The 17,495-nt window shown below is 70.0% G+C and carries 20 protein-coding genes; 10 read left to right on the forward strand and 10 right to left on the reverse strand.

All coding sequences use genetic code 11. The features are described from left to right. Positions 1-99: 99 nt before the first annotated feature. The 3 genes from OHA98_RS24335 to OHA98_RS24345 all read right to left on the reverse strand — a co-directional run bounded on the left by OHA98_RS24335 (position 100) and on the right by OHA98_RS24345 (position 2,117). Entirely contained in the window at positions 100-885 is a 786-nt protein-coding gene (locus tag OHA98_RS24335) for an electron transfer flavoprotein subunit beta/FixA family protein (protein ID WP_266925412.1), read from the reverse strand. Between the two features lie 202 nt (positions 886-1,087). Then, positions 1,088-1,594: a flavin reductase family protein gene (locus OHA98_RS24340; protein WP_266928868.1), complete on the reverse strand. Its 507-nt coding sequence runs from the start codon at positions 1,592-1,594 to the stop codon at positions 1,088-1,090. A gap of 196 nt (positions 1,595-1,790) precedes the next feature. Next, positions 1,791-2,117 (reverse strand): thioredoxin family protein, encoded by a 327-nt coding sequence (locus tag OHA98_RS24345; protein ID WP_266928869.1) that lies wholly within the window; start codon positions 2,115-2,117, stop codon positions 1,791-1,793. A 218-nt stretch (positions 2,118-2,335) separates the two neighbouring features. Here OHA98_RS24345 and OHA98_RS24350 point away from each other — a divergent pair, with 218 nt between their 5' ends. From OHA98_RS24350 to OHA98_RS24360, 3 genes are all read left to right on the forward strand, one after another. Next, complete coding sequence (locus OHA98_RS24350; protein ID WP_266928870.1) at positions 2,336-3,058, forward strand: 1-acyl-sn-glycerol-3-phosphate acyltransferase; 723 nt, start codon at positions 2,336-2,338, stop codon at positions 3,056-3,058. A 290-nt stretch (positions 3,059-3,348) separates the two neighbouring features. Then, complete coding sequence (locus OHA98_RS24355) at positions 3,349-3,969, forward strand: TetR/AcrR family transcriptional regulator (protein WP_266928871.1); 621 nt, start codon at positions 3,349-3,351, stop codon at positions 3,967-3,969. Positions 3,970-4,055: 86 nt separating this feature from the next. Next, positions 4,056-5,249 (forward strand): MFS transporter, encoded by a 1,194-nt coding sequence (locus OHA98_RS24360; protein WP_266928872.1) that lies wholly within the window; start codon positions 4,056-4,058, stop codon positions 5,247-5,249. 118 nt (positions 5,250-5,367) lie between these two features. Here the strand turns inward: OHA98_RS24360 and OHA98_RS24365 are convergent, their stop codons facing one another. Genes OHA98_RS24365 through OHA98_RS24375 form a run of 3 tightly spaced genes read right to left on the reverse strand, consistent with a single transcriptional unit; the run spans position 5,368 to position 8,632 of the window. After that, positions 5,368-6,462 (reverse strand): low specificity L-threonine aldolase, encoded by a 1,095-nt coding sequence (locus OHA98_RS24365; protein ID WP_266928873.1) that lies wholly within the window; start codon positions 6,460-6,462, stop codon positions 5,368-5,370. Further along, positions 6,441-7,208 carry an SDR family oxidoreductase gene (locus OHA98_RS24370; protein ID WP_266928874.1) on the reverse strand — a complete coding sequence of 256 codons (768 nt, stop codon included), beginning with the start codon at positions 7,206-7,208 and terminating at the stop codon, positions 6,441-6,443. The genes OHA98_RS24365 and OHA98_RS24370 overlap by 22 nt, the downstream gene beginning before the upstream one ends. 26 nt (positions 7,209-7,234) lie before the next feature. Next, entirely contained in the window at positions 7,235-8,632 is a 1,398-nt protein-coding gene (locus OHA98_RS24375) for a DUF6421 family protein (RefSeq protein ID WP_266928875.1), read from the reverse strand. Positions 8,633-8,960: 328 nt separating this feature from the next. Between OHA98_RS24375 and OHA98_RS24380 the strand changes: the two genes are divergently transcribed. Beyond that, positions 8,961-9,611 (forward strand): glycerophosphodiester phosphodiesterase family protein, encoded by a 651-nt coding sequence (locus OHA98_RS24380; RefSeq protein WP_266930888.1) that lies wholly within the window; start codon positions 8,961-8,963, stop codon positions 9,609-9,611. Between the two features lie 92 nt (positions 9,612-9,703). Here the strand turns inward: OHA98_RS24380 and OHA98_RS24385 are convergent, their stop codons facing one another. After that, positions 9,704-10,252 (reverse strand): GNAT family N-acetyltransferase, encoded by a 549-nt coding sequence (locus OHA98_RS24385; protein ID WP_266928876.1) that lies wholly within the window; start codon positions 10,250-10,252, stop codon positions 9,704-9,706. 236 nt (positions 10,253-10,488) lie between these two features. Between OHA98_RS24385 and OHA98_RS24390 the strand changes: the two genes are divergently transcribed. The 5 genes from OHA98_RS24390 (at position 10,489) to OHA98_RS24410 (ending at position 13,542) form a co-directional block, all read left to right on the forward strand. Further along, positions 10,489-11,130, forward strand: a complete 642-nt coding sequence (locus OHA98_RS24390; protein WP_266928877.1) for a DUF5134 domain-containing protein — start codon at positions 10,489-10,491, stop codon at positions 11,128-11,130. Between the two features lie 86 nt (positions 11,131-11,216). Beyond that, a complete protein-coding gene (locus tag OHA98_RS24395) occupies positions 11,217-12,152 on the forward strand; it encodes a M56 family metallopeptidase (RefSeq protein ID WP_266928878.1) in 936 nt (311 codons plus the stop codon). 33 nt (positions 12,153-12,185) lie between these two features. Beyond that, entirely contained in the window at positions 12,186-12,893 is a 708-nt protein-coding gene (locus OHA98_RS24400) for a phosphatase PAP2 family protein (RefSeq protein WP_266928879.1), read from the forward strand. A gap of 197 nt (positions 12,894-13,090) precedes the next feature. Further along, positions 13,091-13,288, forward strand: a complete 198-nt coding sequence (locus OHA98_RS24405; RefSeq protein WP_266928880.1) for a hypothetical protein — start codon at positions 13,091-13,093, stop codon at positions 13,286-13,288. Continuing rightward, complete coding sequence (locus OHA98_RS24410; RefSeq protein ID WP_266928881.1) at positions 13,246-13,542, forward strand: N-acetyltransferase; 297 nt, start codon at positions 13,246-13,248, stop codon at positions 13,540-13,542. Before OHA98_RS24405 ends, OHA98_RS24410 begins: the two co-directional genes overlap by 43 nt. A gap of 254 nt (positions 13,543-13,796) precedes the next feature. Here OHA98_RS24410 and OHA98_RS24415 read toward each other — a convergent pair whose 3' ends face one another. After that, positions 13,797-15,287, reverse strand: a complete 1,491-nt coding sequence (locus OHA98_RS24415) for an LVIVD repeat-containing protein (protein WP_266928882.1) — start codon at positions 15,285-15,287, stop codon at positions 13,797-13,799. Between the two features lie 158 nt (positions 15,288-15,445). On the opposite strand from OHA98_RS24415, the gene OHA98_RS24420 reads away from it, so the two are divergent. Continuing rightward, on the forward strand, positions 15,446-16,132 hold the full coding sequence (locus OHA98_RS24420; protein WP_266928883.1) for a DUF305 domain-containing protein: 687 nt from the start codon (positions 15,446-15,448) through the stop codon (positions 16,130-16,132). A 29-nt stretch (positions 16,133-16,161) separates the two neighbouring features. Here OHA98_RS24420 and OHA98_RS24425 read toward each other — a convergent pair whose 3' ends face one another. Further along, on the reverse strand, positions 16,162-16,509 hold the full coding sequence (locus OHA98_RS24425) for a helix-turn-helix transcriptional regulator (RefSeq protein WP_266930889.1): 348 nt from the start codon (positions 16,507-16,509) through the stop codon (positions 16,162-16,164). Between the two features lie 239 nt (positions 16,510-16,748). Then, positions 16,749-17,477 carry a class I SAM-dependent methyltransferase gene (locus OHA98_RS24430; protein ID WP_266928884.1) on the reverse strand — a complete coding sequence of 243 codons (729 nt, stop codon included), beginning with the start codon at positions 17,475-17,477 and terminating at the stop codon, positions 16,749-16,751. Between the last annotated feature and the right edge of the window lie 18 nt (positions 17,478-17,495).

Below are 17,495 nucleotides of genomic sequence, written 5' to 3' on the forward strand. Positions count from 1 at the left end.
GGCCGGACCAACCAGACCAACCAGACCAACCGGATCAACCAGATCAACCGGACCGGCACAACCGGCACAACCGGCCGGACACGGCGGGCGAGGAGCGCGTCAGATGAACTTCCGGCCCGCGAGGAACTCGGCCAGCCGCCTGCCGCCCTCACCCTCGTCCTTCACGACCGTGCCCGCCGTCCGCGCCGGACGCTCCACCGCCGCGTCCACGACCGTCCACGCACCCCCCAGACCGACCTCGTCCGCGCCGATCCCCAGATCATCCAGATCCAGCGACTCCACCGGCTTCTTCTTCGCCGCCATGATCCCCTTGAACGACGGATACCGCGCCTCGCCCGACTGGTCGGTCACCGACACCACCGCCGGCAACGACGCCTCCAGCACCTCACTGGCCGTGTCACCGTCCCGACGCCCCCGCACCGCACCGTCCCCGACCGACACCTCCGACAACAACGTCACCTGAGCCACCCCCAGCCGCTCCGCGAGCAACGCCGGCAGCACACCCATCGTGCCGTCCGTCGACGCCATCCCACAGATCACCAGATCGAACCCCGCCCGCCCGACCGCCTTCGCCAGCACCAGCGACGTCCCCATCGCGTCCGTACCGTGCAGAGCGTCGTCCTCCACATGAACAGCCCGGTCCGCACCCATCGACAACGCCTTGCGCAACGCGTCCTTCGCGTCCTCGGGACCCACCGTCAGCACGGTCACCTCAGCCCCGTCCACCCCGTCCGCGATCCGCAACGCCTGCTCGACCGCGTACTCGTCCAGCTCCGACAACAGACCATCGACATCCTCACGGTCCACCGTCAGGTCATCGGCGAAACGCCGGTCACCGGTCGCGTCGGGCACATACTTCACACAGACAACGATCCTCAAGCTCACGCCGGCTCTCCTACTGCATCGTCTTTTCCGGGCTGCCTTGTTGCACGCAGCATAGGCGCCTTTTGGGGCGGTTTCCGGTCGGGGCGACCGACGCTCCGAACGAAATATTACTCGCCAGTACACCCAGTGTTCCACGCGCGGGCAAGCGCTCCGCACTGTGACGTTGCCAACGCGGTGCGCCCCCTGCGCCGCCTGCGCGTTCTCAGTCTCGCAGAGCCGTGAAACGCCCCTGGTGGTAGACCAGCGGACGGCCGCCTCCGGCCGGGTCACCGGCCTCCGCCCGAGCGATCACGATGCGGTGGTCCCCGGCGGGGACACGGGCGACCACACGGCACACCAGCCAGGCCGACACCCCGCCCAGCACCGGTACGCCTTCGGGGCCGCTGCGCCAGTCGGTGGCCGGGCCGAACCGGTCGGACCCGCTCCGCGCGAACCTGGCGGCCAGCTCCTCCTGGTGCTCACCGAGTATGTGGACGCCGACGAATTCGGCCTCGGCGATCACCGGCCAGCTGGAGGAGGAGACGCCCACGCCGAAGGAGACGAGCGGCGGTTCGGCGGCGACGGAGTTGAGCGACGTGGCGGTGAAGCCGACCGGGGAGTCGCCGGCCGCGGTGATCACAGCGACGCCCGCGGCGTGCTGCCTGAAGACGGAGCGGAGAAGGTCGGGCGAGGCGGTGCGGGTGGTGGCGAGATCGGGCGAAGCCGTCATGGAAGTGTCCTTCTGCGTGAGTGGCGTACGTGGCCGTAGGTGCTCAGGCACCCGGACAGCGCGCACTCGCGTTGCGTGCGAGGTCCACGTGGACCCGGCCGTAGAGAAGGAGTACTGGCGGCATAGCGTCAGACTGACGATGCGCAGCGGGTGCGGTCAAGGGCGTTCCGCAATGTGGGAGATGTGTCACGGTCCGTCATATGGCCCGCCCCAGTGCCGCGACGACGTCCATGGTGCGCGGCTGCCCCGATGCCCGGCGGACGACGTCCCCCCGGGCATCGAGCACCAGTACGGTCGGCGTACTGGTGATGTCCAACTGCCTCACGAGAGTGAGATGCGCCTCCGCGTCGATCTCGATGTGGGCGACCCCTTCGACCATCCCGGCCACCTCCACGAGCGTGCGCCGGGTGGCCCGGCAGGGCTGGCAGAAGGCGCTGGAGAACTGGACGAGGGTGGCCCGATCCCCCAGTTCCGCGCCGAGTTGGGACGCGTCGAGCCTGTCGTTGCGTGTCCGCCCGTCCACTTCCGGCCTCCTGTCAGAGCTCTACGCAAAGAGTCAGCACCGGCCGGCGGCGGGACATTCCCGCAGTTCCCACGTGACGAGAATCTCGCGCCCCGCACCCACCGGGACTGGCCAGCGCGTCGCGCATGGGGCACCATCGCCACAATGCCGAAAACCTACGGCTGCGTAACTTCCGCCGGGAGAACCCTCCTCAGGCGCTGAAGAAGGGTCTTCCCCAGATGGCAGAACTCGTCTATCGGCCGGTCATCGGCGCCGCTCGCACTCTGTTCAAGGCGCTCGACCTGAAGATCGACACTCAGGGTTCGGAGCACATCCCGAAGACCGGCGGTGCGGTACTGGTCAGCAACCACATCAGCTATCTGGACTTCATCTTCACCGGCCTCGGCGCCCTGCCGCAGAAGCGGCTCGTCCGGTTCATGGCGAAGGAATCGGTCTTCCGGCACCGGATCTCCGGCCCCCTGATGCGCGGGATGAAGCACATCCCGGTCGACCGCAACCAGGGCGAGGACGCGTACGCGCACGCGCTCGAATCGCTGCGCTCCGGTGAGATCGTCGGGGTGTTCCCGGAAGCGACCATCTCGCAGTCGTTCACGCTCAAGAGCTTCAAGTCGGGCGCCGCCCGGCTGGCCCAGGAGGCCGGCGTACCGCTGATCCCGATGGCCCTGTGGGGCACGCAGCGGATCTGGACCAAGGGACGGCCGCGCAATTTCAAGCGCAGCCACATCCCGATCACCATCCGGGTCGGCGAGCCCGTGGAGGCGCCCGCAGACCAGTACGCCGGTGCCATCACCCGGCGACTGCGGGAGCGGGTGCAGGAGCTCCTCGAAGCCGCGCAGCGCGCCTATCCGGTGCGCCCCCGGGACGCGAGCGACACCTGGTGGGTGCCCGCCCACCTCGGAGGCACGGCCCCGACACCCGCCGAGGTGCGCGAGCTCGGCTGACCCCTGCCGCCCGGCCGGGCGCTCGGGCGGAAACGTCACTCCGGGACGCGGAGGGTGATCCGCGCACCGGGGACCGGCCTCTTCCACTGATCGGCGAGTTCGGTGCCTGTGGCTCCGGGCTCGCCGATCCGTCATGGGCGCGAGGCTCACGACGGGAGGACCGTCGGCGAAGCTCACCGGCGGGAGGACCGCCTTCGTGGACCCGCGGTGACGCCCCCGTCGCCGCATGGACGACAACGCCCCCGCAGACCCGTCCCCTTTATTTGTCACACCTGTGATAATGTTTGGCGATGCCAGCTCGAATTGATCTCGAACAGCGCCGCGCGGATGTCATCGAGGCTGCTTTCCGCCTCCTGGTCGACGAGGGCTTCAGCGGTTTGTCACTGCGGAAGGTCGCCGCCGAATCGGGGTGGAACATCGGATCGGTACGCCATTACTTCGACGACCACCGCAGTCTTCTCATGGCGGCCGCGAGCGAGGTCGGCGCCCGCATGGGAAGAAGACTCACCCGGTATCCGGCCGACGCCCTGTCCGGACTCACGGGCGAATCCGCCGTCAACGCCCTGCAGGAACTGGTCGAGGAACTCCTGCCGATCGACGAGGAACGCCGCGTCGAGTCGATCGTCCTGACGGAATTCATCGTTGCCGCCCGGGTGAACCCGATCTTCCGCCCGGTGACCGAACAGATGGCCGCCGACATGCGTCAGGTCATCACGGACGCCCTGGGCGTTCTCGATGTGGACGAGCCGGCCGAGGAGGCCGAGCGGCTCATCGCGGTCCTGGGCGGCCTGATTCTCGATTCGGTGACGCCGCACGGGTCGATCGGCGTCGAGCGGCTGCGCAGAACACTGCGGGCGCACCTGCGCTCGATCCTGGTGAATTCGCCCGGCGCCGCACCGACCACCCATTGATCCGACCCCGCCCATTGATCCGACCCCGCCCATTGACCTGATCCGCTCACTTTCAGGCTTCTTCGAAGCGCAAAAGGAGATCGGTTGTGCCCGCATGGCTTTTCGCTCTGCTCGCTGCGGCTTTTGTGTTCTATACGGATGACTATGTGATCGCGGGGGTTCTGCCGGAACTCGCGAAAGATATGGAGGTCAGCGAGGCGCACGCCGGTCAGCTGGTCACCGTTTTCTCTCTCACTGTCGCGCTGGCCGCACCGGTCGCCGCGTTCGCCTTGGCCCGGGTGTCACGCCGTCGCCTGTTCACCGCCTCGTTCGCGATCTTCATCGTGGCGAACCTGGCAGCTGCCTCGGCAACCGGCTTCGGCCTTCTGGTGGCCCTGCGGATCGTGGCCGCGCTCGCGGCGGCGGCCTCCACACCGGCGGTGTTCGCGTACGCCGCCGGGCGGGCTCCGGCAGGCCGGATCGGCGGGTACGTGGCGGTGGTGTCACTCGGCGTCACGGGGTCGATCGCCGCCGGGGTTCCGATCGGCACCTGGATCGGCGGCCACTACGGCTGGCGAGCGACGTTCCTCTCGATGGCGGTGGCGGGGGCCGCGGCGCTGCTCCTCCTGCTCCTGACCCTGCCCCGCGAGCGGGAGGCGGCCGGTGAGGCGCTCAGCGTCCCCGAACAGCTGCGCGCCCTCGCCAACGCGCCGGTAGCGCTGGGACTGCTGGCGAACTGCGTGCTCATGACCGGTTCGATGATGATGCTGACGTACATGGCTCCCTTCCTCACCTCCGTGAGCCGGGCCGACGTGGATCAGCGCGCGCTGTCCTTCAGCCTGTCCGGGGTCGCCGGCATCCTCTGTATCTGGGCGGGTGGGAAGGCCACCGACCGGTGGGGGCCGGACCGCACGCTGATCGCCGGAATCAGCGCGTTCACCTGCGTCATGGCGGCACTCGGGGTGCTGTGGTCCGTCCGTCCGGTGCCGTTCTCCGTGCTCCTCGTGGTGGGGACGGTCTGGGGCGGCATCGCCTTCTGGAACTCCCCGGCGATCCAGGCACGCCTCTATCTGCTCGCCGGGCCTGCCGCCCCGCAGGCCATGGCGCTCAACACCTCGGGCACCTATCTCGGAGTCTCGCTGGGCGGAGTCGTCGGGGGCCTGACCCTGAGCACCCTGGGGGCCGGGCTTCTGCCGGCCATCGCGGCCGCCCTCGGGCTGGGCGCACTGGCGCTGCTGGCACTCGCTGTCGGCGCCTCGAAGAGATCACCGAGCGGCAGGGAAGCCGTCGTGGAGCCCTGATTCCGGCCAGCCGGCGGTCCGGTACGAACGGACGGCGCGCCGGCACGAACAGGCGGCCGACGGGAATCAGTTGATCTCCCGTCGGCCGCCTGTTCACATGGGTCCCGGGCGAGGGGCGCTACTTCGCCGCCGAGCTGTTCGCCATTTCTTCCTTGAGCGCCTGGATGAACGCGTCGACGTCGTCCTCGGTCGTGTCGAAGGCGCACATCCAGCGGACGTCCCCGGCCGTCTCGTCCCAGTAGTAGAACCGGAAGCGCTTCCGCAGACGTTCACCGACATCGTGCGGCAGTCGCGCGAAGACGGCGTTGGCCTGCACGGGGTACAGGATCTCCGCCCCGTCGATCGCCCGCACCCCCTCGGCGAGCCGCTGCGCCATGGCGTTGGCCTGGCGGGCGTTGCGCAGCCACAGGTCACGCGAGAGCAGGGCCTCCAGCTGGACGGAGACGAAGCGCATCTTGGAGGCGAGCTGCATCGACAGCTTGCGCAGGTGCTTCATCGCCCGGACCGCGTCGGGGTTGAGCACGACGACGGCCTCGCCGAAGAGGGCACCGTTCTTCGTGCCGCCGAAGGACAGCACATCGACACCGACCGTGTTGGTGAACGTACGCATCGGTACGTCCAGCGACGCGGCGGCGTTGGCTATCCGGGCACCGTCGAGGTGGACCTTCATGCCCCGCTCGTGGGCGTGGTCGCAGATCGCGCGGATCTCGTCCGGTGTGTAGACCGTGCCCAGCTCGGTGTTCTGGGCGATCGAGACGACCTGCGGCATCGCCCGGTGCTCGTCGTCCCAGCCGAACGCCTGCCGGTCGATGAGCTCGGGTGTCAGCTTGCCGTCCGGGGTCGGCACGGTGAGCAGCTTCAGTCCGCCCATCCGCTCCGGGGCGCCGCCCTCGTCCACATTGATGTGGGCGGACTCGGCGCAGATCACGGCGCCCCAGCGGTCGGTCAGCGCCTGGAGGGCGACGACGTTGGCCCCGGTGCCGTTGAAGACCGGGAAGGCCTCGGCGGTGGATCCGAAGTGACTGTGCATGACCCGCTGGAGGTGGCCGGTGTAATCGTCCTCCCCGTAGGCGACCTGATGGCCGCCGTTGGCGAGGGCGAGGGCGGCCAGGACCTCCGGGTGCGCGCCCGCGTAGTTGTCACTGGCGAAGCCACGTGCCTGCGGGTCATGGTGACGTCGGGCGTCGGTCCTTACGGTTGCGGAGTCAGCCACAGGCGCTTTCCGTTCACTTCTGCGGCGGGCTTGTCCCAGACGCCGGCGATGGCCTCGGCCAGCTCCTTGACGTCGGTGAAGCCCGCGAACTTCGCATTCGGGCGCTCGGCGCGCATCGCGTCGTGCACCAGTGCCTTGATGACCAGGATCGCAGCCGCCGTCCTCGGCCCCTCGTCGCCCCCCGCTCTGCGGAAGGCGTCGCCGAGCGCGAGCGTCCAGGCCTCTGCCGCGGCCTTGGCGGACGCGTAGGCGGCGTTGCCCGCCGTGGGCCTGCTCGCCCCGGCGGCGCTGATCAGCACATAGCGGCCCCGGTCGCTGCGCTGCAGACCGCCCTGGAAGGCGAGCGAGGTGGACTGCACTGTGCGGATCAGCAGTTTCTCCAGCACGTCCCAGTCGGCCAGGTCGGTCTCCTCGAAGGTGGCGCTGCCGCGCCAGCCGCCGACGAGGTGGACCAGGCCGTCGATCCGGCCGAATTCCTTCTCCGTCTTGGCCGCCCAGTCCCGGGCCGCCGAAAGATCGAGCAGATCGACGGTGTCGCCGGTGACGGTCGCACCGCCGTGGGCGTACCGCGCCGCGTCGACCGCTTCGGCCAGCCGCTCGGGGTTGGCGTCGGACGCGACGACGGTCGCGCCGGCCTCGGCGAGCCGGAGCAGTGTCGCCCGGCCGGCCGGGCCCGCCGCTCCGGCCACCGCGATCACCGCGCCTTCGAGCGTCCCGGTTCCGTTGCCCTTACCGATTCCGTTCATGGCCACCGTCTCCTTGGCACCAGCGCTCACGCGGCTGCCCGCTCTGCATTCGTCGCGGTGATCCCCTTGGTGGAGGCGATCACGTTCTTCAGCTTCTTGGAAAGCGCCTCATAGAACATGCTCAGGGGAAACTCGTCCGGAAGCACGTCGTCAACGAGCTTACGCGGGGGCAGACTGAGGTCCAGGGCGTCCGGACCCTTGGCCCAGCGCGAGCCGGGGTGCGGAGAGAGATAGGTCGCGACCAGGTCGTACGCGGCGAACCAGTGGACCAGCTTGGGACGGTCGATGCCGTCGCGGTAGAGCTTCTCGATCTCGGCGCAGAGCTGGTTGGTGACCTGCGGGGCGCGCTCCCAGTCGATCTTCAGCGTGTTGTCGGTCCAGCGGACGACATCGTGCTTGTGGAGGTACGCGAAGAGGAGCTGACCGCCGAGGCCGTCGTAGTTGCGGACGCGCTCGCCGGTGACGGGGAAGCGGAACATCCGGTCGAACAGTACGGCGTACTGCACGTCCCGGCCCTGGCCGAAGCCGTCGGCCTCCAGCTTCACGGCCTCCTTGAAGGCGGTGAGGTCACAGCGCAGCTCCTCCAGGCCGTACATCCAGAACGGCTGGCGCTGCTTGATCATGAAGGGGTCGAACGGCAGGTCGCCATGGCTGTGGGTGCGGTCGTGGACCATGTCCCAGAGCACGAAGGCCTGCTCGCAGCGGTCCTGGTCGCCGACCATCTCGCGGATGTCCTCGGGCAGCTCCAGGCCGAGGAGATCGACGGACGCCTCGGTCACCCGGCGGAAGCGGGCGGCTTCGCGGTCGCAGAAGATGCCGCCCCAGCTGAAGCGCTCGGGGGCCTCGCGCACGGCGATGGTCTCCGGGAAGAGCACCGCGGAGTTGGTGTCGTAGCCGGCGGTGAAGTCCTCGAAGGTGATGCCGCAGAAGAGGGGGTTGTCGTAGCGGGTGGCTTCGAGGTCGGCGAGCCACTCGGGCCAGACCATCCTCAGCACGACCGCTTCGAGGTTGCGGTCGGGGTTGCCGTTCTGCGTGTACATCGCGAAGACGACCAGGTGCTGGAGGCCGTCCACACGGTCCTTGGCGGGCTGGAAGGCGAGCAGCGAGTCGAGGAAGTCCGGCACCCGGAAACCGTCCGCCGCCCAGCGGCGCAGGTCCGCGGCGAGAGCACGGTGGTACTCGGCGTCGTGCGGAAGCAGCGGGGAGAGCTCCTCGACCGCGGTGATCACCCGGTCGACGGCGGCCGCGGCGGCGTCGGGTGCCGGGGCGCCCTCGGCCTCGAAGTCGATGGAACCGTCCTTGGACTGCCAGGGCCGGATCTCCTCCACGGCGTCCTTGAGCGCGGGCCAGGCCGGGTGCTCGATCACCCGCTGGGCAGCAGCTATCGCACCTTCGGTGGCTTCGTGCACAAGAATTTCCGTCATCACACTTCCTCCACGGGAGAACCTCGCGTAAAGCCACCGTAACCGCGCGCGGTTCCATCGGACAAGTGTGGAGCCGAAAAATATCCTGCGGACCCCCCATGGTCACCGCTGTTTTTCCTGCCGTGCACCGTCATGACGGTCAGTTCGCTTCGCCTGGGCGGGACAGGGAGGGCCGCCCCCTCGCGGCGGAAGACAGCCGTCCCCCGGGCCATTACCCTCCGCAGTGCCGGAATGCCCTACAGCCCCCTGGGCAGAAGCAGCTCGCGGGGCAGCCGACGACGGAAGCGAGATCGCCTTGACTTTTCTCACCATCGGCCACCGCGGGGTCATGGGCGTCGAACCGGAGAACACCCTGCGGTCCTTCGTCCGCGCCGAACAGGCCGGGATGGACGCCATCGAGCTGGATCTCCATCTGAGCAGGGACGGCGCGCTCGCCGTGATGCATGACGCCGACGTGGGCCGCACGACGGACGGCACCGGGCCGATCGCCGGGAAGACCCTCGCCGAACTGCGCGAGCTGGACGCCGGACAGGGAGAGCGGGTGCCCGTCTTCGAGGAGGTCCTCGACACCGTCGCCTCACCGCTCCAGGCGGAGATCAAGGACGCCGCGGCCGCGCGTGCGCTGGCGGGGGTGATGGTGCGGCGTGGACTCGCCGGCCGGGTGGAGGTGTCCTCGTTCCACGACGAGGCGGTGGCCGAGATCGCCCGCCTCGTACCCGGAGTACGGACGGTGCTCATCGCCAGCCGTTGGGGCGGCGATGTGGTGGAACGGGCCAAGGCCGTGGGCGCGGCGACGCTCGCGCTGAACATCCGGCGCCTCACCCTGGAGGTCGTCGAGGAGGCGCACCGCGAGGGCCTGAAGGTGATCGGATGGGTGGTGAACACCCAGGACCACCTGCGGCTGGTGCGCGCGCTGGGCCTGGACGGCGCGACGACCGACTTTCCGGAGATCCGCCGCGCCGGACGGTTCACCGCCTGAGCGTTCCCGGCCGCGCCCCGCGCCCGGCCGCTCTCCACGCCCGCTCCCGCCACCGGCTCCGGAGCGGGAGCCGTCGGCCCGGGGAGCGGGGGTTACAGGGTCTTCACCAGCAGCTCGAAGGCCAGGTCCGGGCGCTGCGGGATACCGAAGCGCTCCTCGCCGTACGGGAACGGGGTGAGCTCTCCCGTACGGCGGTAGCCGCGGCGCTCGTACCAGGCGATCAGCTCGTCGCGCACGGATATCACCGTCATATGCATCTCGCTCACGCCCCAGTCCTCCCGGACCGTGCGTTCCGCCTCGGCGATGATCTTCTTGCCGAGACCGGCGCCCTGGAGACCGGGCCGCACCGCGAACATGCCGAAGTACGCGGCCTCGCCCCGGTGTTCGAGCTGGCAGCAGGCGACCAGTGCGCCGTCCCGCTCGACCACGAGCAGCCGGCCGGAGGGCGCGGTGACCACGGCGCGCACCCCGTCCTCATCGGTGCGCTGCCCCTGGAGGATGTCCGCCTCCGTGGTCCAGCCGGCCCGGCTGGAGTCGCCGCGGTAGGCCGACTCGACCAGCACCACGAGCGCCGGGATGTCGTCCTCGGTCGCGTCGCGGAAGGTGAGCCGGTCCGGTTCGAGGGGCAGGGCGGTGTCCATGGCGGAGCTCTCCTGTGTCTGTCTCTGCTGCCGATGCGTTTCTCTGCGCCGATCGCTCTTCATGCCGCCGAGCGCTCCTCACGACACTAACCCGGCCGGAACCGCTCCTCGCAGGCCCCGGCGCACTCCCCCAACACTCCAATGCGCCGGGTACGACCGGTGTGGCGTGGGCATCGATCAGTCGACCCGACACCGGTGTCGATGTCCTGAGCGACTGGCCCAGGGGGAGGTGCGCCGTGCACGGACCGGCCCTGACCGGCTGGCTGCTGATGGTGCTGTGCGGGGTGACGGGCGCGTACTGCCTGCTGCGTACGCGCAGTGGTGGCCCGCAGGAACGCAGCACCGCGCGCGCGGAGGCGTTGATGGGATTCGGTATGGCGGCGATGGCCGTGCCGGCCGCCGTGCTCACGCCCCCGGCGTGGGCCTGGGCGGTGTACGCGGCGCTGTTCGGCGGCGCCGCGCTGCGGGCCATGTGGTCCGTCCGGCGCGGGGGGCACCATCTGCATCATCTGGTCGGTTCGCTGGCCATGGTCTACATGGCCCTGATGATGGCCCCGGGCATCACGTGGAGCGGTGGGCACGCCGGGCATGGCGCCCCGGGCCCCGCCGCGCCGGAGGCCGGAGGGATACCCCTGCTGACCGGCGCCCTGCTGGTGTACTACGCGTTCTATGTGCTGCGGTCCGCCGGGCGCCTGATACCCGTGGCCGTCCCCGCGGGCGGTACGGGCGGCTTCGGAGGTGCGGGAGGCGTCGGAGGTGCGGGGCCTGCGCGCGGCGCGGGCGGTACGGGCGGTGGCTGGGGCGACCGGCCCGAGCTCACGCTGGCCTGCCGGCTCACGATGGGGATGGCGATGTTCGCGATGCTGCTCACCCTGTGAGACAGCACACCCTTCAAACAGTGTCGTACGTCACTTGGCGGTCGCATCCATACCCGGGGGAACCCCGCCCTCATAGGCTGACGCCCATGTTGGTCTCCCTCGTGCTGCTGTTGCTCGGTGCGCTGGCCGCCCTGGTGACCCCGCGACTGATGGCGCGGGCCCGTTGGCCGGAGCGCGAGCCCGTGGTGGCGCTGTGGGTGTGGCAGTGCGTGGTGGCGGCGGTGCTGCTGTCGTTCGGCCTGTCGATGACGTTCAGCGCGGCCGCCGCGTGGCAGGCGGTCCGCGGCCAAGTCTTCGCCCCCGCGCCGCGCGCCGTCGTGGAGGCCTACGCACTGGCGGCGTACGGACCGTGGTCGGCCGTCATCGCGGTACTGCTGGCCCTCGGGGGCGTCTGGAGCGCCACCATGCTGTTCCGGGAGATCCGCCGCGCGCGGCGCCGCCGAGGGCAGCGTCGCGCCGAACTGCTGGTCCGCTCCCCGCTGTTGCCCGGCGAGGAGCCCGGCAGCGGGCGGCTCGTGGTGCTGGAGGGCGAGCGTCCCGACGCCTGGTGGCTTCCCGGCGCAGCTCCCCAACTGGTCATCACCACCGCCGCGCTGGGCCGCCTGAAGGGCCGTCAGCTGGATGCGGTGCTCGCCCATGAGCAGGGGCACGCCCAGGCTCGGCACGACTGGCTGCTCAACTGCTCCTCGGCGCTGGCGACCGGCTTCCCGCAGATCCCCGTGTTCGCCGCGTTCCGCGACGAGATGCACCGGCTGGTCGAGCTGGCCGCCGACGATGTGGCATCGCGTCGTTTCGGCCGGCTCACGATCGCGCTCGCGCTGGTCGAACTCAACGAGGACCGCGGGGTGTTCGGCCCCTGCCCGACGCCGCAGGCGGAAGTGCCGCTGCGGGTGAACCGGTTGCTGGCCCCGGTCGAGCGGCTCACGGCCGGCCGTCGGCTGCGGCTGACCGCCGCGGCCGCGCTGGTGCCGGTCGTTCCGCTGCTGGTGGCGTTCATTCCCGGGCTCAGTGCCCTGGGATAGCCGGTGAGCGGGGGCGTCCGCGAGGATCACCCCATGCACACCCCACCCTCGTACCGGCCCGGCCGACCCCGTACCGCCCCGCGTGCCCTTCGGGCGGCCGGCGTCAGCGCCTGCCTCGCCGCGCTGCTGATGGTTCTCGTGGTCACGCGCTGGTCCCCACTGATGTCGCTGGACCGCACGGTCGCCGGGGAACTGCACCGGCATGCCGTGAGCGAACCGGGTCTGGTCCACCTCAACCGGGTGCTGACGGACTGGGTGTGGGATCCCTGGACGATGCGCGCGCTCGTCGCCGTCGTCGTGATCGGCCTGTGGTGGCACGGCGCACGGCTGCTCGCCGGATGGGTGGCGGCGACGAGTCTGGTCTCCACCCTCGTACAGCAGGGCCTGAAGGCCGCAGTCGGCCGGGAGCGTCCCGAGTGGCCCGATCCGGTGGACTCGGCCCATTACGCGGCGTTCCCGTCCGGTCACGTCATGACGGCGGTCGTGACCTGTGGGCTGTTCCTGTGGCTGCTGCGCGTGTTCGGAGCGGGGCCGCGCGTGTGGCGGGGCGCACTCGTCGTGGCGGGAATCTCCGTGGCCGGCGTGGGGTTCACCCGGATCTATCTGGGCGTGCACTGGATGACCGATGTGCTGGAGGGCGTACTGCTGGGCGTGGCCGTCGTGGCGTTCTCGATCGCCGGACACCACGCTTGGACGGCCCGTACGACAACAGGGGCTGCCGCCCCTCGCCACGACGGCTGAGCCCTGTGGGCAAGGGCCGCAGGAGGCCCGGGACAGAGCCCCCTGGAGCGGGCCGGCGAAAGGCCGGGAGCGGCCGTGCGGACACGCCGGGCGACACACCTCACATCCCGTGGTGGCACCCGGCAGGCGGGCATGTGAGGGATATCCCTGCCGCACAATGGGTCGGATTGTCGGACAGGGGTCGTAGCCTTGTACGCATGTCCCCCATTCCGTCCTCGTCCCGTTCCGTGCGTCCGATGCGCCCCACGCGTTCCGCAGCAGTGGTGAATGAAGAGATCCGCGACCTGTGGCAGCGCTCCGGTGGGCTGCTGTCCCCGGACGGCGAGGCGGAGTATCAGCGGTTGCTGGTGGAGTGGGCGGCGGCCACCGGCGGAAGTGCCCGGGACGCGGCCTGACGCGGAGCCCGGCGAAAGCCAGGGCGGAGATCAAAAGGCTCAGGGTGGATCCCCCTGCACGGGGGCGTGGCGTCGCCCCCGCCCTCGTCGAGGGGGCGCTGACCCATGCGGCGAAGTCCGGTGGGGGCCATCGGCTGCGGCTCTCGGTGTGGAGCCGGCTCACCGGCGCCGTCGCGCTGTACGAGCGGGCCGGATTCACCGCGGTCGGTTCCTGGGACGCCCGGGACGGGCTCGTGCGCATGGAGCACGCCTGATTCCGGCGATCCCCCGCGTCGCCGGATCCAGGCGCGCACCCGTGGCCCGGTCCCTGAGGGGTACGGCCACGGGCCACGCCGACGACCGAGGAGCTGGAGGGTGTCGGCGCAGGGATACAGCATGTCCCCGTGCGACTCATCGGTCAATGAATTATCACGGTGAAGCCCCGCCGGGCGGGGTACGCCCGGCGGGGAACCGCCCGGCGTACCCCGGTCTCGCCCCGGGATGTCCGGATGCGTGACGAAGGGACGGCTCAGCGGTCGAAGTAGTCCGGCTGCGTCTGCACGTTGAGCTCCTTCAGCCGGACCCTCTTCGCCGGGTCGGTGCGCCGGTCGTCGAGCTTCAGGACGTCGAAGCCCTTGGCGATGTCGTTGGAGTAGATGTAGCCGTTGTAGTAGTACGCCGACCACGAACCGGCCGTGGTGACCCCGTCGAGCGTGACGGGACCGCGCTCGAAGTAGGCGATCTCCTCGGGCTTCGAGGAGTTGGTGAAGTCCCAGACGGATATACCGCCCTGGTACCAGGCCTGGACCATCAGGTCACGGCCCTTGACCGGGATGATCGAACCGTTGTGGGCGACGCAGACCTCGACGTCGGCCTGGTGGCGGTCGATCTTGAAGTAGCTGCGGAAGACGAGCTTGCGGTGGTCACCGCGGCCCACGATGTCGTAGATGCCGTCGGCGCCGCGGTCCGGGCCGATCTCCTCGTTGCAGGTGGCCGCGCCGCCGCCGCCGAGCTCGTCGGTGAAGACGACCTTGTCGGCGTCCTGGTTGAACGTCGCCGAGTGCCAGAACGCGAAGTTCACGTTGTCCTGGACCCGGTCGATGATCTTCGGGTTCTCCGGGTCCTTGATGGAGAACAGCAGGCCGTCACCCATGCAGGCGCCGGCGGCCAGGTCCTTCGACGGCAGAACGGTGATGTCGTGGCAGCCGGTCGTCCTGGAGACACCCGGGTTCTCGGGCGCACCCGGGTTCCCGCCGTCCGGGAAGAGCACGGGGAAGTTCACGATCGCGGCCTTCTCGGGCGCGCTGCGCGGCACCTTGATGACGGAGATGCCGTCGTGCGGCGGCCGGCAGTCCGGGAACGCCTCGCTGGGCGAGTACGAGGAGACGTACACGTAGACGTTCCTGCGCTCGGGCACCAGCGTGTGGGTGTGCGAACCGCATGCGGTCTCGACGGCGGCGACGTACTTCGGGTTGCGCTTGTCGCTGATGTCGAAGACCTTCATGCCCTCCCAGGAGGACTTCTCCGTGGCGGGCTGGGTGGTGCTGGCACAGGAGTTGTCGTTGCGCGAGGAGTCGGTGGACAGGAACAGCAGGTCCCCGGAGACGGAGATGTCGTTCTGCGAGCCGGGGCAGAGGACCTGGGAGACCGTCTTCGGCTTCTTCGGGTTGCTGATGTCGAAGATGCGGAAGCCGTCGTAGTTGCCGGAGAAGGCGTACTTGCCCTGGAACGCCAGATCCGTGTTGGTGCCCTTGAGGGCGTCCTTCGGGATGTTGGCGAGGTGCTTGATGTTGTCGCTGTGGACGATCTCGTCCACGCCGGGGATCTCGCCGCTCTTGATGGCGGCCGCGGCTTCCGCCTCCTGGCTCGCGGAGATGCCGCCGCGCTGTACCGGGGCGTCGCCGGGGTCGGGCGTCGCGGCTGCGGTGGTGGCCGTCAGCAGAGTGGCGAAGAGCCCGGCCGCGGCTGCCGCCACGCCCAGACGTCTGCGCCGCACACGGGTGGTGGGCAACGAGGTCACTGCGTCCTCCCTTGTATCCGTTCGAAGTTGAACGGCTTACGGACCCCGGCAGTATCGTCCTTCTCATGTACACACCAACAGATGGCAACACAGACGTAATGAAAACTTTTGATCATCACCGCGCGGAAGCGTGCTAGGACGGTCTGCAACAAACCCTTGTGGCACAGGAGGTCGCCGTGTTGATCCGCCGTCAGTCCACGCGTGTGCGCGCAACCGCCCTCACCGCAGCGGCCGTTGCCGCGGCCCTGGCCCTGACCGCCTGTGATGCGGCAGAGGGCGGCGGAAGCCCGAAGGCCGGGTCGAACCCGGGTGCGTCGGTCGTGGCACCCGGCAAGCCGGGAGAGCCGGCCCGGACGCTCTCCGCCGAGGAGGCCGTGAAGGCCGCCGGCCAGGACACCGCGAACTCCGCCGACTTCCGCTATGCGCGGATGATGATCCAGCACCACGGCCAGGCCCTCGTCATGACGGAACTCGTCCCGGACCGCGCCTCCTCCACATCCGTCAAGCGGCTGGCGGAGCGCATATCCGCAGGCCAGAAGCCGGAGATCGGTGCGATGGAAGGGTGGCTGAAAAGCAATGGCGGAGACAGCCGCAAGGAGACGCACGACCACTCGGCGATGCCCGGCATGGCGAGCGGCGCGCAGCTGAAGGAGTTGCGCGGGGCGCGGGGCAAGACGTTCGACGAACTGTTCCTCAAGCTGATGATCACCCATCATCAAGGGGCGATCACGATGGCCACCGAGGCGCTCTCGGAGGGGAACAACGTGCTGGTCGAGGAGATGGCGGGTGATGTCGTCGCCCAGCAGACGGTGGAGATCGACCGGATGCGCGGACTGATGAGCTGACGGGCGGGCACAGTGCCCGCCCGTCTCGGTCAGCCCGCGATCCGTCGTACGTGCCCTTCCTCGCCGAGACGTCGGGCCTGGTGGTCCGCGGCCCGGAGAACGCTGTCGAGCAGTCCGGGGAAGAGCGCGTCCAGGTCTTCCTGCCGCAGGCCGCTGACCTTCGCGGTGCCCCGGTAGATCTGGTGGATGACGCCGCTCTCGCGCAGCACCCGGAAGTGGTGGGTGGAGGTGGACTTGGACACCGGAAGGTCGAACCGCGAACAGGCCAGTTCCTCGCCCGCGCCCGACAGTCGGCGGACGATGCGCAGGCGTATCGGGTCGGCCAGCGCGTGCAGCACGTTCTCGATCCGGATCTCCTCGCGCGCGGGATGGGCCAGTGCACGGGGCCCCGTCGCAGCGGCCGGGTCCGCGGGTGCCGACTGGACACCGGTACCGGCGGCAGAGGCGTCGGGGACCGCGGTGGTGGCGCTTGCGGGGGTCACGGTGGCTCCACTTCGTCCAGGGGACTCCATGGTACGAGAGTCATCGGAATTACCACCCCGGGGCAGGGCCCGGAGGCCGCCCTCGGCCGCCGCCGGGGCCGGGCCCGGGGTGGTCCCCGGGAGGCGTCCCGGCGTCATTCCCGGGTCGCCACCACCAGCCGGGCGCGCGGGCTGCCGTCGGCCCGCGGCCCCAGCTCCGTCAGCGGCAGGAGCCGCACGGAGAAGCCCGTCCGGGTCAGGTCGCCCAGGACGTCGGGGAGCCTGAACGTGCGGTAGTACATGATGAACTGCGGGTGCCAGAGCGCATTGCGCACCCGCATCGCCACGTCGAATCCGAACAGCGCCCAGTAGTCCCGGGATCCCACCACGGGCGGCGCGCCCAGCGGGAAGACGAACCGTCCGCCCGGCCGCAGCGCCCCGTACACCTGGGCGAACAGCCCGGGGCGCTCCTTCGGCAGGAAGTGCCCGAACGCGCCGAAGCTCAGCGCCAGATCGAAGGACGCGGTGAAGGGCAGTGCCCGCGCGTCGGCCCGTACCCAGTCCACCACCGGTCCCCCGGCAGCGTCCGGCAGCGCCGACCGGGCCTCGGCGAGCATGCCCGCGCTGAAGTCGACCCCGGTGACCCGCTCCCGGCACAGCTGCCTCAGCACGCCCACACCTGCCCCGGTGCCGCAGCAGACGTCGAGCCCGGCGTCGAACGGTCCCAGCGGACGCACGGCGCGGGTGACGGCGTCGAGAACCCGGCCGGGTGTCCGGTAGGGCGTGTGGTCGAACTTAGGGGCGAGCAGGTCGTATCCACGCTCGGTGGAGGAGAGCGCCTGGGCGGCCAGCTCGCGGAACGTGGGGCCCTCTTGTGTGAACATTGCCGGTCAGCGTACCGA

Source organism: Streptomyces sp. NBC_00654, assembly GCF_026341775.1.
In the GTDB taxonomy this organism is placed as follows: domain Bacteria; phylum Actinomycetota; class Actinomycetes; order Streptomycetales; family Streptomycetaceae; genus Streptomyces.